14 protein-coding genes are annotated in these 16,514 nt (G+C 48.0%); 4 read left to right on the top strand and 10 right to left on the bottom strand.

The window, feature by feature from the left end; all coding sequences use genetic code 11:
• Entirely contained in the window at window positions 1–315 is a 315-nt protein-coding gene (locus THAL_RS05510) for a hypothetical protein (RefSeq protein WP_012992121.1), read from the bottom strand.
• A 119-nt stretch (window positions 316–434) separates the two neighbouring features.
• Here THAL_RS05510 and THAL_RS05505 point away from each other — a divergent pair, with 119 nt between their 5' ends.
• Complete coding sequence (locus THAL_RS05505) at window positions 435–3,245, top strand: AAA family ATPase (protein WP_012992120.1); 2,811 nt, start codon at window positions 435–437, stop codon at window positions 3,243–3,245.
• Here THAL_RS05505 and THAL_RS05500 read toward each other — a convergent pair.
• Both THAL_RS05500 and ileS read right to left on the bottom strand, forming a co-directional pair.
• Entirely contained in the window at window positions 3,239–3,919 is a 681-nt protein-coding gene (locus tag THAL_RS05500) for a zinc ribbon domain-containing protein (RefSeq protein WP_012992119.1), read from the bottom strand. The two genes, THAL_RS05505 and THAL_RS05500, sit on opposite strands and share 7 nt — an antisense overlap.
• Window positions 3,900–6,680, bottom strand: a complete 2,781-nt coding sequence (gene ileS / locus THAL_RS05495) for an isoleucine--tRNA ligase (protein ID WP_012992118.1) — start codon at window positions 6,678–6,680, stop codon at window positions 3,900–3,902. Before ileS ends, THAL_RS05500 begins: the two co-directional genes overlap by 20 nt.
• 18 nt (window positions 6,681–6,698) lie before the next feature.
• Between ileS and THAL_RS05490 the strand changes: the two genes are divergently transcribed.
• Entirely contained in the window at window positions 6,699–7,814 is a 1,116-nt protein-coding gene (locus THAL_RS05490; protein WP_012992117.1) for an FtsW/RodA/SpoVE family cell cycle protein, read from the top strand.
• On the opposite strand, the gene THAL_RS08315 is transcribed toward THAL_RS05490, so the two are convergent.
• Genes THAL_RS08315 through gltA form a run of 3 tightly spaced genes read right to left on the bottom strand, consistent with a single transcriptional unit; the run spans window position 7,697 to window position 10,535 of the window.
• Window positions 7,697–8,689 (bottom strand): glycosyltransferase family 9 protein, encoded by a 993-nt coding sequence (locus THAL_RS08315; protein WP_012992116.1) that lies wholly within the window; start codon window positions 8,687–8,689, stop codon window positions 7,697–7,699. The two genes, THAL_RS05490 and THAL_RS08315, sit on opposite strands and share 118 nt — an antisense overlap.
• Entirely contained in the window at window positions 8,686–9,114 is a 429-nt protein-coding gene (locus THAL_RS05485; protein WP_012992115.1) for a DUF4878 domain-containing protein, read from the bottom strand. The genes THAL_RS08315 and THAL_RS05485 overlap by 4 nt, the downstream gene beginning before the upstream one ends.
• Window positions 9,111–10,535 carry an NADPH-dependent glutamate synthase gene (gltA, locus tag THAL_RS05480; RefSeq protein ID WP_012992114.1) on the bottom strand — a complete coding sequence of 475 codons (1,425 nt, stop codon included), beginning with the start codon at window positions 10,533–10,535 and terminating at the stop codon, window positions 9,111–9,113. The genes THAL_RS05485 and gltA overlap by 4 nt, the downstream gene beginning before the upstream one ends.
• A 269-nt stretch (window positions 10,536–10,804) precedes the next feature.
• Here gltA and THAL_RS08470 point away from each other — a divergent pair, with 269 nt between their 5' ends.
• Window positions 10,805–11,047 (top strand): c-type cytochrome, encoded by a 243-nt coding sequence (locus THAL_RS08470; protein ID WP_245522256.1) that lies wholly within the window; start codon window positions 10,805–10,807, stop codon window positions 11,045–11,047.
• A 29-nt stretch (window positions 11,048–11,076) separates the two neighbouring features.
• On the opposite strand, the gene fabD is transcribed toward THAL_RS08470, so the two are convergent.
• Genes fabD through THAL_RS05460 form a run of 3 tightly spaced genes read right to left on the bottom strand, consistent with a single transcriptional unit; the run spans window position 11,077 to window position 14,661 of the window.
• Entirely contained in the window at window positions 11,077–12,012 is a 936-nt protein-coding gene (fabD, locus tag THAL_RS05470; RefSeq protein ID WP_012992112.1) for an ACP S-malonyltransferase, read from the bottom strand.
• Entirely contained in the window at window positions 12,005–14,347 is a 2,343-nt protein-coding gene (locus THAL_RS05465; RefSeq protein ID WP_012992111.1) for a Lon protease family protein, read from the bottom strand. The genes fabD and THAL_RS05465 overlap by 8 nt, the downstream gene beginning before the upstream one ends.
• A complete protein-coding gene (locus THAL_RS05460) occupies window positions 14,344–14,661 on the bottom strand; it encodes an MTH1187 family thiamine-binding protein (RefSeq protein ID WP_012992110.1) in 318 nt (105 codons plus the stop codon). The genes THAL_RS05465 and THAL_RS05460 overlap by 4 nt, the downstream gene beginning before the upstream one ends.
• A 27-nt stretch (window positions 14,662–14,688) precedes the next feature.
• Here THAL_RS05460 and lipA point away from each other — a divergent pair, with 27 nt between their 5' ends.
• A complete protein-coding gene (gene lipA / locus THAL_RS05455) occupies window positions 14,689–15,534 on the top strand; it encodes a lipoyl synthase (RefSeq protein WP_012992109.1) in 846 nt (281 codons plus the stop codon).
• Here lipA and queA read toward each other — a convergent pair.
• Window positions 15,507–16,511, bottom strand: a complete 1,005-nt coding sequence (gene queA / locus THAL_RS05450; protein WP_041434226.1) for a tRNA preQ1(34) S-adenosylmethionine ribosyltransferase-isomerase QueA — start codon at window positions 16,509–16,511, stop codon at window positions 15,507–15,509. The two genes, lipA and queA, sit on opposite strands and share 28 nt — an antisense overlap.
• Window positions 16,512–16,514: the final 3 nt, after the last annotated feature.

Below are 16,514 nucleotides of genomic sequence, written 5' to 3'. Positions count from 1 at the left end.
TCAGAAGAGACTGGTAAGTTCCCTGTTTATCTCTTCCCACTCTTCTTGGGAGAAGCTTACATAAAGTCTCTCGTTATCGTTACTTATCTGTACGTTGCCGTTGAAGAAGCTCCTCACCAAACTCTCCAACCTCTCCCTCTTATGAAGAGGTACGCTGAGGGTGTATGTCCTTCCGGAAAACTGCCCATCTTCATCCTTCTCCAAGTAAACGTCTATCCATAGATCGCCCATCTCGTAAGATAGCATAAAACCAACAGGTTCGGCAAGACCCAACAAGCGGGAGATTTGAAGAACGTGGTGTGTGATCTCTTCCATAGTACTTAATATAATACTTCAAACAGGATAACCTCACACCCCCAGATAAGGAGTGCTTATATAGATATAAGTAAATACTTATAAGTTAATGCCTTTAGCTCTCTTAAATTTAAAAAACCATGGACTTTCTCAGAAGGCTTATGGGTCTGAAGAAGGACGAAACTCCTGTTTACAAAATAGACTCGCCTGTAGGTGAGCTAAGGCTCTGGGTGGAGGACACGCTGGAGAAGGATCCAGATGCCCGTATGGAGGAGTTCTGGATAGAGAGTATGGACGTATCGGAAGACGCTTACTGGCTTTTGGTAGGTAGAAGACACGGTATGTTCCAGTTGTACGACTGGACTGGGAAACTACACCGCCTTCCTTCCAGACCACCCGCACAGGTGGTCTCCAAGGTGCTGTTCAGAGGTAGGTATCTCGCCCTTCTGACGCCCCCATACCTTGTGGTGTACTTCATGGAAGATCCCAAAAACCCTCCTGCGTGGAAGAGTTTCCGTTTCTCTCAGGAAGGCTTCAGACCATCCTTCGGACTGGACATAAGAAATAATCTTCTAGCTTTCGGTACAGTAGGTAGTAGGGTTTACGTGATAGACCTGGGGTCAGACATCAACTTTCAGACAGTGGATTTCAGATACAGTATATCTTACTCAGGGATTGGGGATCTCAGGGAGATTCGGTTCATTGATAACAACAGGATCTACCTCTCGGGAACGGAGGGAGGAGCCATATACCACCTTAACGGTAGTCAGGAAAAAGTTTTTCCGTATAGATCGGGAGGCGCGGTGGCTTTACAGAACCAAAGACTTTATCTGGCAGAAGGGAACACAGTGGTGGTTTTGGATACGGTTAGCGGAAGTGTGCTCCAGACAGGATATGTGGACATGAAGGTATCCCAGATGGATTTGGATCCCGAAGGTAACTTTCTCTTTCTTGCAGATGCAGAGCAAAACCGTATGGGTATACTGGACGCAAAAACTCTCAGCACTCTAACGGTCCTGGAGGGGTTCGGTTACTCGGTAGTTAGGGTATCCCCGGACGGAAGCGTGTACACCTGTAGGAAGGAAGAAACAGAAGAAAGAACTTTTTACTATCTTACCAAGCTCTCCTCCAACATACTGGATTTTGTGTACCCTCAGGAAAGACAGCGACAAGTCATAAAAAATGCGGAGGATCTTTACAGGGAGTTTCAGAAGAAGTTAAAGAGAGCAAAAAGGCAGGAAGAGATAGAGACTATAGAGGAGTTTAAGCAACTTCTGTCTATAGACATACCTCTCGGGAAGGTACGGCAGATGATTACCAAAGCCCAGGAGGAGATGAGGGAGAAACTCCTTCAGATCTTTCTTCAAGAGATGAGGGAAAAACTACAGAATGGCACCGTAGACAAGGAAGATGTGAAACTCTTAGAGGAAAGAATTAAAACCGCGGAGAGGGAAGAAGACATCAGAAGACTGGAGCAACTCAAAGAAGAAGTTTTAACCTACATGCGAACATCCATGGAACAGAGGCTGGAGGAACTCAGAAAACTTCTAGCTCAGATAGAGGTTAGAGATATCACGGAAATGGAAGCCCTTGAGGAGGTTAAGTCCTTCAGGGAGTTTATGACCAAGTTGGTAAGTGACCTTCAGCATAAGGCACAGGAGGAGCTCACGCGTCTCCTGCAGGAGAGATTGGTGGAGTATAGGTTGAAAAGGTTCAGGATACAAATTACTCCCGACAAGGTGATGCTGGGAAAAGAGGAGTTTCCCAAGTTCTCAGGCGAAAGGCGAAGGCTTCACTGGAGACTGGTGGTAGAAGACAGGTTAGTGTGGGAGGGTAAGACTCTCGTTAAGATAGCTTTCCAGCGTGAGGATGGTGTTGTGGTGGAACCTAAGCGTTATCCTGCCATATTATCCCAAGAGGAACTCAGACACCCTCCCAGATGGCTCAGTAACTATCTTAGACATCTCCGTGGGCTTTGTTCCCACCAAGAGTACAGAAGACCTGTAGTGGTGGCCTACGAGGAAACTCCTTGGTTTGTGGAAAACCTAGAGCGTTTTACCTCTCTGGTGAAGGACCAACTGGCCTTCGGCGAGGGCATCCTCATACTGGAAGGTGATGCAGGTACTGGTAAAAACTTCCTAGTGGAGGTTTTTTCTGCCCTTACAGGCAGACCCCTTTACATAATACCCTGTAACTCTAAGCTGGAGAAGGAAGATCTCACTTTTACGTATGAGTTTGATGCCAGAAGGGGTACAAGAAGGGTATATTCGGAACTGGTAAAAGCTCTTCAGACACCGGGTGCCGTTATATACCTGGATGAGATCAACACGCTTCCGCCCTCTTTAGTAAAGCTTTTTAACCCCCTCTTTGATTACAGAAGGTACCTGGCTTTACCTACGGGAGAAGTCATAAAGGCAAGAAGAGATGTTATTCTGGTAGGGGGAATGAACCCACAGCATTACCTTGGGGTTTCAGAACTACCGCAGGACATAAAATCGCGGGCAGATGTGCTTTACATAGACTATCCTCCCTTTGAGGACGGGAGAGGTTTTTACTATCCCGACGAGGCCATAATACTGAAGGATTACGTGCCTCATCTTTCAGAACTCAACACGGAAGAGTTCAGCTATCTATGGTACCTGGTGGTGAACGGTGTGGCCACAGAGAGGGCAAAGGCTGTCTGGTCTAAGGAAAGAGAAAAAAGAATACTTCTTCTATGGGAGCTTCTCAAGATAGCCAACGCCATAAGAAACGCCTACCGCCAGTACCAGACACAACAGTCGGAAGAACCCGTGGAGTTGGTGTTCTCCATAAGGGACACAGTGAGATGCGCAAGAAGACTGGAAAGATACCAAGATGCAAAGAGAGTGGTTATAGAGACAGTTCTGCCTAAGGCAGGATCTCCCTTAGAGAGGGAGGTGATACGGAGCATAATAGAGTCTATTCAGTAGACCACTTTACCGCAGGTGGGACAGATCACTTTTTCTCCCCTGATAACCTTAGAGTAAAGGGAAGAGGGAAGCTTGGTACCACAGTAGCTACAGGTACCGAAGGTATCCACCTTAACCATCACAGGCAGTCCCACCTTCTCCTTCAGTTTCTGGTACTCTTCCAGTATATCGGGGGGTACCTTTTGACAGAAAGCGATAAACTCCTCGTAAGACTCCTGATATTTTTTCTCCAATCTTCTTATGTCATCCTCCAGTTCTCCCAGCGCTTCTTCCAACTGTGTTTTTCTCTTCACTCTGGTAGGTTCCTTCAGTTTCTGCTCTATGTGGGTTTTCTGTCTTTTCAGTTCCTGAAGGCGTTGTCTGCCCTTTATTATGCAGTCCTCGTTCTTGGCCTTTTCCTTAAGAAGTGCTCTATACTCTTCGGCTTTTCTCACCTTTTTAAGCCTTTCTTCTGATCTTTTCAAATTTTCCTCACACTCTCTGAGTTTTTCTTCCTGATGTCTTATGCTATCTATGGCTTCGTTCAACTCTGCTATTATCTGCCTCTCTTCTTGAAGCACTTCATCTATCTGTCTTAGATAATCATCTCTCTGGCTTTTTAACTTTTCCAAAAGTTTTCTAAGACGCTGCAGCTCCTCCTCCCTCCTCTGTAGTTCAAGAACTGTGTCCCACATACCTTAACACTTCGGCACACCTTTTGCATAGCTCTCCTTCCATCTCCTCCTGAGGGTAATAGAGCCAACAGCGGGGGCATTTGACACCCTCTACCCTCTGAGCACCTACCCACAGACCCTGTAGTTCCTCAGAGGCATGTCTGTACTTACCACCTTCCTCCAAACTCACACTACTTACGCTGAAGAAGAACTTAAGATTCTCCCGATACTTGGCAAGGATGCTCAGGACATCTTCCCTTCCCCACACGAAGAGGTGTACCTCGTAAGGATGATTCACCTCCTTCTGTCTACGGGCGAGCTCTATGGCCGACATGGCGTCATCCCTCACCTTTAGGATTACGTCAAAGTCCTTGAGGAGTTCCTCGTCCACCCAAGCAGGATCAGGTTCTGGCATCCTGTAAAGAAAGACGCTGTCAGGTAGAGAGGGATCTATCTTTCTGACATGGTCCCACACTTCCTCTGCCGTAAAACTGAGGAAAGGAGCCACACCTGTGGTGAGGGCTATGAGAAGCTGGTAGAGGACCGTTTGAGCGGATCTCCTCTCCCAAGAGTCAGGAGCATACACGTAAAGCCTATCCTTGAGAACATCCAGATAAAAGCTGGACAGCTCCACACTACAGAAGTTCCTGATAAGATGGAAAACCCTGTGGAAGGTATACTCCTGATAATAGAGGTGCATCTTTTCCAAGACCTTTTGAAGATAAGACACCATCCATCTGTCCAATGGGTGAAGATTTTGGTACTCCACCGTATTCTGGATGGTAAAGTCGTAAAGGTTACCTAAAAGGAAACGGAGGGTGTTCCTTATCTTCTTGTAGTCCTCCGCCAGTCTCTGGAGGATGCCTTTACCGAGCCTTATATCTTCCGTGTAGTCTTCCGAAACAACCCACAACCTGAGTATATCTGCACCGTACTCCTTTAGAACTTCCTGAGGCGAAACCACATTACCCAGAGACTTGGACATTTTTCTACCCTGCTCATCCACAGTAAAGCCGTGAGTTAACACAGATCGGTAGGGAGCATGTCCGTAGGAGGCCACAGATTCCAAAAGCGACGCCTGAAACCATCCCCTATGTTGGTCAGATCCTTCCAGGTACATATCAGCTTTATCTATACCCCTTCTTCTCAGTACAAAGGCGTGGGATGACCCTGAATCAAACCAAACATCCAGAATGTCCTCCTCCTTCAGAAACTCATCACCACCACAAGCAGGACATCTATAACCTTGGGGAAGTAGATCCTCCACCGGCAAAGTGAACCACACATCGGCACCTGTGGGTGAGTTCTCCACCAGCTGCGCCACCTTTTCGAAAAGCCATTGATCTTTTATCACATATCCACAGTTCTTACAGTAAAGAACCGTTATGGGAACACCCCAGTAACGTTGACGGGATATACACCAGTCTGGTCTGTTTTCCACCATACTGAAGATCCTGTTCTTTCCTTGAGGAGGTATCCATCTCACCTTATGGATCTCCTCAAGACAGAGCTCCCTGAGAGTTTTCCCTCCTTCCACCGGAGCGGATAAGTTGACGAACCACTGATCCGTTGCCCTAAAGATTACGGGATTCTTACAGCGCCAACAGTGGGGATAAGAGTGAACGATCTTCTCCTCGTGAAGAAGTAGACCTCTCTTACGAAGATCCTCCAGTATAAGTTGGTTAGCTTCAAAGACTCTCACACCCTGTAGGAAGGAGGGCGCATCTTGGGTAAATCTTCCCTCGTCATCCACCGGTGAGAAAGGTTCTATACCGTAGCGGAGACCCACCGTATAGTCCTCTCTTCCATGTCCAGGTGCCATGTGAACGATACCTGTACCTGCTGACAGCTCCACAAACTCGGAAGGGTATACCTTCTGAGGTTCCTGGTGGTAGGGGGGTATGTATTCCATGTGCAGTAGATCCTTTCCTGTAACCCTCTTAATGACTTGGCCCTCTTTTCCCAACTTTTCCTTTAAGGATTCCAGTAATTCCTCAGCCACGATGTAGATCTTTTCATCTACCTTCCAGAAGATGTAGCGGTAGTTCTCTCCCACCATAACGCCTCTGTTGGCAGGGAGGGTCCACGGTGTGGTGGTCCACACTACAAGATAGAGGTTGGGGGAGTTCTTTACGGGAAACTTTACGTATACGCTGGGATCTTCCTTCTGGTAGTACTCCACCTCCGCTTCGGCTTCAGCTGTTTTGTCGTAGATGCACCAGTAAACAGGCTTCTTACTTCTCACAACAAGTCCTTTACTGAAGAGTCTTCCCAGCTCCCTTATCTCCTGTGCCTGGTAAAGGGGATCCATGGTGAGGTAAGGGTTATCCCAGTCACTCAAAACACCGAGTCTCACAAACTCTTCCTTCTGTATCTGCACGAATCTTTCTGCGTATTCCCTGCATAGTCTTCTAAACTCCACCTTAGGTAAATCTTCTTTTCTTATCTTCTTGGCCTTCAGTTCTTTCTCCACCTGTTGCTCTATGGGGAGTCCATGACAGTCCCAACCGGGCACGTAATCTACACGATAGCCTTTCAGTAGCCAGTACTTGTTGATGACATCCTTAAGGATTTTGTTGAGGGCGTGTCCTATGTGGATGTGGCCGTTGGCGTAAGGTGGTCCATCGTGTAGCACAAAGGTAGGACAGTCCTTCCTGGCTTCCCTTAACCGTTGGTAGAGATCTTTCCACTTCTGTAGTATATGGGGTTCTTTTTGGGGAAGGCTGGCCTTCATAGGAAACTCAGTTCTTGGTAAGTTGAGGGTATCTCTGTAATCCCTCATAGGGATTAGAATTATAGCATGGACAGATACATACTGACAGCGGTGTTACTTCTCTTCTGTATGGGTTACTCGGTGGTTTTGTCGGTAAATCTTATTCCCTTCCTTCCGGAGAACTACTCTAAGTTTTCCATCTACAAGCGGCCTCTACTGCAACTAGCTTCTTTTCTGGTTGGGCTTGCACTGGCTCGCTGGCTGAGTTTTCAAAATTACAGAGTTCTCTTGAGGAAGGAATGGCTTTACAGCCTCGTAGGTGTCTCCACCCTTTCCCTAATAGCTGTACTGGTGAAAAAATGGGCAACGGGTAAAGCAGTGGAGAGGTGGCTGATAGGTGGTAGTCTACAACCCCTTGAGTTGGTGAAGGTGTCTCTCATTCTCTTTGTGTCAGGCTACATAGCCATAAAGGGCTCTTTAAGAAAGAACTCTTACATGATCTGGGTAGCTTCCATAGTTCTGCTTCAGGCTTTTCTGGTATCTTTACAACCCGATAAAGGTGGTGCCGTTTTTCTTTTGGTGTTGGCTCTCACCATCATGTACGTAGGGGGTATACCTTTCCAGGTGTACATTCCCTTCTCTGTAGTATCTGCGGTCTTTGTGCTCTTTTTGTTAAACGCCGGGTATGTTTCGGAGAGAATCAATGCCTGGAAGGATCCCTTCGTAGATGCTGAGGATACAGGTTATCAGATCCTACAGTCTCTGTATGCTTTCGCCAGAGGAGGTCTGTGGGGTGTGGGCATAGGTAGAGGTCTTCAGGGGAGGGGAAGCCTTCCAGAGGCAGACACCGACTATGCTCTTTCTGTTATAGGCGAAGAGTGGGGGTTTGTGGGTGTTACGTTGGTAACTTCTCTCTACGCTCTTTTAGTCTTTAGGCTCCTTTACCTCTCCCTAAAGGTCAATGAACCCTTCGGTAGGCTTATCCTTTTAGGTGCCGGTGTTAACTTCGCCCTGTCCTTCCTTTGGAACGGTGGGATGGCTATGAATCTTTTACCTCCCAAAGGTATAGCCCTACCTTTTGTCAGTTACGGTGTGTCCAACCTACTGGGTTCCATGATACTGTTAGGCCTGTGCTTTTCCGTCATAAGAGAGTACGAAAGATACAGGACTTTATCCCAACTTACGTCCTTTAAACACGCGTAACTACCTGTCTTACACCTCTTTGGGTTAGGTGAGCATGGAGAACAGCTCAGTTGGGGTGTGACATAGGTGCCTATCAAAGGATAAAAACCGTAAGCTGGAGATGTGGATGTATATACGGTGATGGCAGGAACACCTAAAGCATTGGCCACATGAACAGCGGAAGAGTCGCAGGATATGACCAGCTCTGCGCCCTTCAGAACAGCCATGAACTCTCGCAGACCCGTTTTGCCCACCAGGTTTATCCCCACCCTGTCAAAAACAGAGGCCCTGGCTCTGTCCTTCTCTGCTCCTGTGATCACTACAGGAATATCCAAACTCTTTGCCAGTTTTACCCAGTTTTGCAGGTCCCACTCCTTTAAGGGAAACTGGGAAAAGGGAGATAAAACCACGTACCGCTGAGGTAGCCGGTAAAGTTTTCTTACCCTTTGTACTTCTTCCTCCCTCACAAAGAGGAGGGGAAGTCTGTCCTCCTCCTTAGGTACTATTCCTATGGGTTTTAGAAGTGTAAGATTTCTCTCTACTTCGTGCATGTGCCACGAGTGTTTTACCAGGTGGGTGTAAAGGAAGGGCAGTTCAGACTTGTCGAAACCTACGCGAACCGGTATACGAGAAAAGAAGAGGATGAGAGCCGTCCTCATGGATCTGTGAGGCGTTATGGCTACATGATGACCTTCCAGAACTTCCAGCATAGAGAAGGAGGATCTGAGACCTTTGTCAAAGGGGATGATATTTACGTTATAACCCTCCAGAAGGGGGACACAAAAGGGTCTACCCACAAAAGTTACTTCCAACTTATGTCTTAAAAGAGAGCGAAGGAGGGGGGTGGTGAGTACCACGTCCCCCAGGTAGGCTGTCTGCCACAGGACTACCTTCATTTAACGGGAGATATGCTGGCTATTTTCCAACCTTTCTCATCCTTTATAACGATGAAGGAGAAGAGTTTGTCTATGTCCTGTCTGTCAGTTATTCTTACAAGCACCTCCACATGTTTGTCGTCTATGGGTCTGGTTTCCACCACCTTGACTTTTTTGATGTTCTCTCCCATGGAGGAAAGGGCACAGGCCAGAAGTTCTGACGGTTTCATCTCGGTGAGCTGTACCGGCAGTTTAACCTCCTGCACGAGGGCATCTCTGAAGGGTGGATACAGAAGTTTTACAGCATCTTTACCTTCCCCATCCTTCACGAGATCCACAAACTCAGCCACAGTACCTTTCGCCTCCTTCTCAGGACTGCCTGAGCAGGATCTTATAACCAATATGGCCAACAAAACGAGGCCAGCAGCCAGCAGTACCTTTTTCATGGTGTTACCTCCTCCATGAGATACTGGTGTATGGAAAGTGCCGCCTTACGGCCGTGAGCAAGGGCTCTTACTACAGTATCACCTCCGTTGACTACATCTCCTCCTGCAAAAAGGCCAGGTATGTTGGTTCTGAACTGATCGTCCACCTTCACAGTTCCCCACTGGGTCAGTGCCAGTTCCTTCATATCCTCGTAAGCTACAGGATTAGCCTTCTGCCCTATGGCCAATATCACAGAATCACACTCTATCACGTGCTCGGAGTCAGGTACAGGAACTGGTCTGGGTCTTCCAGTTTCGTCAGGTTCGCCCAACGTCATCTTCACACATTTTATGCCGATTACTTTACCCTCTTCATCTCCCAAGATCTCCACAGGCTGGGTCAACCAGTGGATCACAGCTCCCTCCTCCTGTATGTGGTCCCACTCTTCATCTCTTGCTGAGGACGTCTCTCTGGTTCTTCTGTAGACTACGTGAGTTTCCACTCCCAAACGTAGAGCTGTTATGGCACAGTCCACTGCTGTGAAACCTCCTCCCACCACCACTGTCTTTCTTCCCAGTTTCACGGGCGTGGGTACTTGAGGAAACATATGGGCACCCATTAAACCAACTCGCATCAGAACCTCTATAGCGGAGTAAACACCCTTCAGGTGATCCCCCTTTATTCCCAAAGATCCTCTGCCTGCCCCTACACCCAGAAAAACAGCGTGGTAAGAAGACAAGAGCTCCCTCAGGCTTAAAGTCCTTCCTATTACGTATCCAAAGAAGAAACGCACTCCCAATTTCTCCAGTTTGCCCATCTCCCAACTGAGAACCTCTCTGGGCAGCCGCGCCGCAGGAATACCGTAGGCCATAACACCACCGGCAGTAGGGAGAGCCTCGTAAACATCTACATGGTGTCCCAGTTTAGCCAGCTGATAGGCACACGCCAAACCTGCCGGACCTGCACCTACCACGGCCACCCTCTTCCCTGTAGGGTTTGCCCTCTCTTCACTGACCTCTACACCTGAGATGCGTACGAAATCTCCCACAAATTTCTCCAGAGCGCCTATACTCACCGGAAGACCCTTGTTCCTCCTTCCCTTAACGGTATCGTAGTAGAGTATACAGGCACCTTCGCACTGCTTTTCCTGAGGGCACACTCTACCACATACAGAAGGAAAGGGGTTAGAGAGCGTTATCACCCTGTAAGCACCGATAAGGTCACCTTCTGTTATCTTCCTTATGAACCCCGGTATATCTACTCCTATGGGGCAGGCTTTGATACACCGCTGATGGGCATCTCTGCAAAAGAGACACCTCTGGGCTTCGTCCAGAGCAAGACTCACCGAAAAACCAAGAGCGTATTCTCGGAAGGTTTTGGATCTCTGGTGGGGTGGGAGAAGGGGCTCGGGGTTTCTATCTGTGTAGCGGATCTTTTTCATGGTTGTATAATTATTTTAGTATCCTTTCAAGGAGGTATCAAGTCATGAGAAGAGCTCTTCTTTTGGGAGCTGTATCGGTCGCACTCCTGGCCTCATGCCAGCAAAAACCTGCAGAGCAGCAGCAGCCTACGGGCGAGCAGCAGCAACCTGCACAACCAGCGCAACCAGCACAACCTGCACAACCTCCGGCAGCTGGTGAGCAACAGCAACAACAGCAGCAAAAGCCTGCTGAAGAAAAGAAAGAGCAGTCTGCTGCCCCTGCTAAAGACATGAAGGCCCTAGCCCAGGCTAAAGGCTGCTTTGCCTGTCACGATATAAACACCAAGAAGGTGGGTCCTGCTTGGAAGGACGTAGCTAAGAAGTTTGCCGGCGATCCTAAGGCGGTGGACGAGTTGGCCAAGAGGATCAAGAACGGTAGTTCCGGCGTGTGGGGATCCGTACCCATGCCTCCCCAAAACGTGACGGACCAGGAGGCTAAGGATCTGGCCCAGTGGATCCTCTCCCTCAAGTGAGGGAAAGAGGGGCACTTTCGTGCCCCTTCTTAACTTACAGCTTTTAACACCTTTTCGAGGTCTTCTACCTTCTCTACGTTAAAGATCCTCACCTTATCTACCGTCTGTTGTATTAGTTTAGAAAGGACGTTTTTGGGACCTATCTCCACGAAAGTATCCACACCCATGTTCTGCACCATATAAACTACACTTTGGAACCAACGCACCGGTGAGAACATCTGTCTGTAGAGATTCTCCCTAATTTCGTGGGCCATGGTGTGTTCCTTCGCTGTATAGTTCTGAACCAGAGGTATGGATATGTTCTTTATGGGAGTTTGGGCCAGTTTGAGGCGAAAGGCATCCGCAGCACTCTTCATTAGAGAACAGTGAGACGGAACAGATACCTTAAGGGGTATCACCTTCCCACCCATCTGTCTGCATATCTCCGCTGCCTTCTCCACAGCTTTTTTCTCCCCCGCTATAACGGTCTGTTTGGGAGAGTTGTAGTTGGCAGGTTCCACTACTCCCTCGTCACCCGCCATCCTGCAGGCCTCTTCCACCTTTTCGGGAGGTAGTTGCAGTATGGCGTACATAGCTCCCCTGTCTGGTGGAACGGCCTCCTGCATGTACTTACCCCTCAGGTGAGCAAGCCTGACAGCCTCAAAAAGCTCCACACCTCCAGCTACTACCAGAGCCGTATACTCCCCTAAGGAATGTCCGGCCACCACTTGGGGAGGGGGAAATCCCATATCCCGCATGACTCGGTATATGGCCACAGATACTGTAAGAATAGCAGGCTGTGTATGAATGGTCCTGCCTAGCTCCTCTTCAGGGCCTTTGAAGATAATGTCGGTGAGGTTGTAACGTAGCGCTGTTTCAGCAGAGTGAAAAACATCGGCTGCCGTATGAAACTCCTTGTAAAAATCGTAACCCATTCCCACGTACTGAGAACCTTGACCGGGAAAGACGTAAGCTATTTTACCCATCCTTCATACCCCCGTTCTTCTTAGGTTTTAAACTCTTTTTAAGAAGATCTACCAGCTTCCTCCGTACCAAACGGTGAAACTGTTCCGCCTTCATATGCGTAAGAAGTTCTATCACCTCGTCCACATGACGTACCGCGTATATATGAAACAATCCTTTATCCACAGCCTCTATCAGTTCATCTTCCAAAACAAGGTCGTCCACATTAGCCTCAGGCAGCACCACGCCCTGTGTTCCCGTAAGACCCATGAGTTTACACACTTTATAAAAGCCCTCCACCTTCTCCTTTATACCTCCCACCGGTTGCACGTTACCCCTCTGATCTACAGAGCCAGTGATGGCTATGTCCTGTCTTACTGGAACCTCCGCTATAGCGGAGAGGATGGCAACCAACTCGGCCACCGATGCACTGTCTCCCTCCACCTCCTCATAAGACTGTTCAAAAGTGATGTTACAGGTTAGGTGAAGAGGTATGTCTCTACCATAGGTGTTCCCTATATAACCACTGAGGATGAGTACACCCTTGGAATGTATGGGACCGCTTAGTTCCACCTCTCTCTCTATGTTAATGATCCCCTTCTCACCCATGTAAACGGAGGCTGTTATCCGCGTAGGCTTTCCAAAACTTATATCTCCCAGATCGTAAACACTGAGCCCGTTCACCTGGCCTACCTTACTCCCCTCTATATCTATGAAAAGTTTTCCCTCTTTTATAGCCTTCTGGATCTTTTCCTCCAACAGGTTGGACCTGTACACCTTCTCCCGATAGGCTCTCTTCACATGCTCACCCCTTATAAAAGGGCTGTCTCCGGAAAAGATCTGAGCCTCCCTCAGTAAATCCACCAGAGGCCCCATAACCACACTCATCTTCTTCCTGTTACCGGCCAGTTTTATAGCATAACGCGCCAGTTCCTCAAGTCCGTCAGCAGATACATGTTTGAGTCCCTCCTTCTCCACCACCTTCCTTATAACTTGAGGAAAGAGACGAAGTTTTTCCTCACTGAGATCTACCACCGGATCAAACTCGGCTTTTACTTTAAACAACCTTCCAAACTCAGGATCGTACAGGGAAAGAAGATGATACGTTAGTGGATCTCCTATCAGAGCCACCTTTAAGGTAGCTGGCGTAGGTTCTGGAGTTATACCTACATAAGGTACGAGCATATCTTCCAAGGGGTAACCCTGCATGTGGATCTTTCCGTGCATGATGACCTTCTTAAAAGCATCCCACAGAAAGGGATTCTTCAAAAGATCCAGCACGCGCACCACCAAGTATCCTCCCCTTGCCTTGTGTAAACTCCCAGGAGAAAGACTCATGTGGTCTGCATACAGAACACCCATCTCCATACTGTAGGATACTTTTCCAAAAAGAGCGGGAAAGGAAGGAACTTCTTCCAGTATTACCGGTGCTCCCTTAAGATGGGAGTTGTCCACCAGTACGTTTATCCTAAAACGTCTGAAGTTTCTCTCCAGGGCCTTCCTCCACTCGGGATTGGCCTCAGCACTCTTCCAGGACAAGAAGAGATCCACGTTTCTGACAAGTTCTTCTTTTAGTCTCGCGAGAAATGTCTCCACCTGAGGTATATGACAGTATCTCTCCTCACATCTTCCCAAAGCTTTCTCCACCACGTACCGAGCTACCTTCTCTTTGAGTTGGAAAACTTTTTCCATGTAAAAGTGATCCAGCTCTCTAAGCTCTCTCATATAGTCCCTGAATTTTTCCTCAAAGGCGGATAGATTCTTTTCGTATGCCTCCATCAGACGGTTGTCGGCATAAATCTCCTCCTCCGGTATAAGTCTCTTCCCCATAAGAGGTAGTAACTTTATACCTGCAGGTGTCAGTACTACACCGAGACCGTAGTGTCTGGCTTCTTCGGCCATCTTGTCTAAAAGTTTCTGTCTTTTCTCCTCCACCTGCTTTCCTATATGGGCAAGCTCCTCTTCGTACTCTTTACTCTCAAAAGCTCTTGGCAGTTCCACCTTCAGAGTCTCCAACGCCCTATCTATCTCCTCCGCCAGTTTCTTACCCATACCGGCTGGAAGGAGTAAACAGAGGGGCTTTAAAGGATCATCGAAGTTATGGACATAGCATATATCCTCCGGCACAGGCTGATCTTTCGCAGCCTCCATTAGCCTCTGTAAGGTGTAGGTAGTTCTTCCTATACTCTCAGGTCCTGAGACGTAGATGTTGTAACCTTCGTTCCAGGTGCTTAGAGCCACCTGAAAGGCTCTCTTTACCCTGTCCTGTCCTATGAAAATCTCCGCAGACTCTACCTCTGCTGTAGATGTGTTGAACTTAACATCTAAGATCAGGTCTTCGGCCCTGAGTTCTCTCACAGTTTCTTTACTTCCCTACCCAGTTTTTCCTCCACCGACTTTATCTTAGACTCAAGGCGTCCCGATTTACCTTCCCTGTAGTCTATCTTCATGGTGATAGATATACGCGAGCAGTCTTTCTTAAGGGCCTCAAACCCTTCTTTTAGAACGGCCATCACCTCATCCCAGGATTCACCCTCTATTATGGTACCCATAGGCGTCAGGACATAAGGTAGACCAGACCTGTCCACTATATCCACAACTCTGGCCACATACTGGCTCACACTCTCTCCTTTACCTAAAGGCGTCATACTGACGAACACCAACACACTCATGGAAAAGCATTATAATATAAAACCCTCATGAAACCAGTGGTTCACCTGTCCCAAACTCACTCCCTGAAAAGGATTCTGAGGAAAGCTCTGTTACATACCGTATGTGAGGAGTCACGGTGTCCCAACATCTCTGAGTGTTTCTCACGTGGCACAGCCACTTTCATGATATTGGGAGATGTATGTACCAGGAGTTGTAGTTTCTGTAATGTAAGAAGGGGTAAAGAGGGTACAAAGGTGGATCCAGATGAGGCGATGAGGTTACTACATGTGGTGAGACAGCTGAACCTTAAGTATGTGGTCATAACTTCCCCTACACGGGATGATCTTGTGGATGGTGGTGCATCACAGTTTGCTCTTTGCACTCGTATCTTGAAGGAAGGGATACCCGGCATAAAGGTGGAGGCGCTGGTGCCCGACATGGGAGGGTCTGTGGAAGCTCTACGCATTGTTTTGGATGCGAAGCCAGATGTGCTGGCTCACAACGTGGAAACAGTACCACGCCTTTACAACTACGTAAGGAAAGGATCCGACTATATCAGAAGTCTGAGACTTTTGGAGAATGTCAAAAAACTATCGGGAGATATCACCACCAAGTCGGCCATAATACTGGGTTTTGGAGAAAGGTGGGACGAGATCTTGCAGGTTATGAAGGACCTCAGAAACGCCGGGTGTGACGTACTGACTATAGGGCAGTACTACCAACCCAGTAGGCGTCATCATCCCGTGCTGAAATACTACACCAAGGAGGAGTTTGAAGCTTTAAAGGAAGAAGCTCTGTCTTTGGGGTTCAAATGGGTTGCAAGCGGTCCTAATGTGAGGAGTTCTTACAGAGCCTTTGAGGTTCTTCACAGTATCAACATACCATCTCCATAGCTGTAAAACCTGTAACGCTCCTTTACAGCCACGTTGTAAGCATGCATTATAAGATCCTTTCCGCCAAAGGCGCACACCAGAAAGAGGAGGGAGGACCTGGGGAGATGGAAGTTGGTAACTAAGGCATCCACTACCTTAAACTGATATCCTGGGTATATGTAGAGATCTGTCCAGCCTTCGTAAGGCTTATCCACGGCCGTCTCAAGAGCTCTCACCACGGTTGTTCCTACAGCCACAACCCTTTTACCTTTCTCCTTGGTTCTCTTGATAAGCTCTATGGTCTCTTGGGGTACCTTTATGTACTCAGGATCCACACGATGCTCTTCTACCTCGGAGACCTTTACAGGTTTAAAGGTACCATAAGACACGTGCAGGGTTATAAAGGCTTTCTTTATACCAAACTCCTCCAGTCGGTCCAGAAGCTCTTGGGAAAAGTGTAAAGAGGCTGTGGGTGCTGCCACAGAACCCTCTTCCTGAGCAAAGACTGTCTGGTAATACACCCTGTCAATGGGCTCATCCTCCCTCTCTAAGTAAGGAGGGATTGGTATGTGACCGTAACGGTCCAAAGCTCTCGCAGGATCAGAAGATATGAGAAAAACTTCAAACTTACCTCCCTCCAAGTGTCTTCTTACCTCCACCTTAAGATCTTCCCCCACCTCTATCACCATGCCTTCCCTTATGTTCTTACCACCTATGAGAGCGCGCCACACGTGTTTATCCACATAATCGGTAAGGAGGATCTCTACCCTTCCACCTGTAGGCTTGTGTCCGAAGAGTCTGGCAGGTAGCACCTTAGAGTTGTTGAAGATCACGAGATCACCCTCTTGTAGATAGAGAGGAAGGTTCCAAAAGATGTCGTGTTTTATGCTACCATCCTTTCTGTTTATCACCATAAGGCGTGCTGCGTGGCGTGGCTCTACAGGATACTTGGCTATGAGTTCCTTAGGCAGATAATAGTCAAACTCCTCCGTACGCATATC

This window comes from Thermocrinis albus DSM 14484 (assembly GCF_000025605.1).
GTDB lineage: Bacteria > Aquificota > Aquificia > Aquificales > Aquificaceae > Thermocrinis > Thermocrinis albus.
Note: the sequence above shows the minus strand (reverse complement) of the source record. Positions and strands in the feature narration are given on the sequence as shown.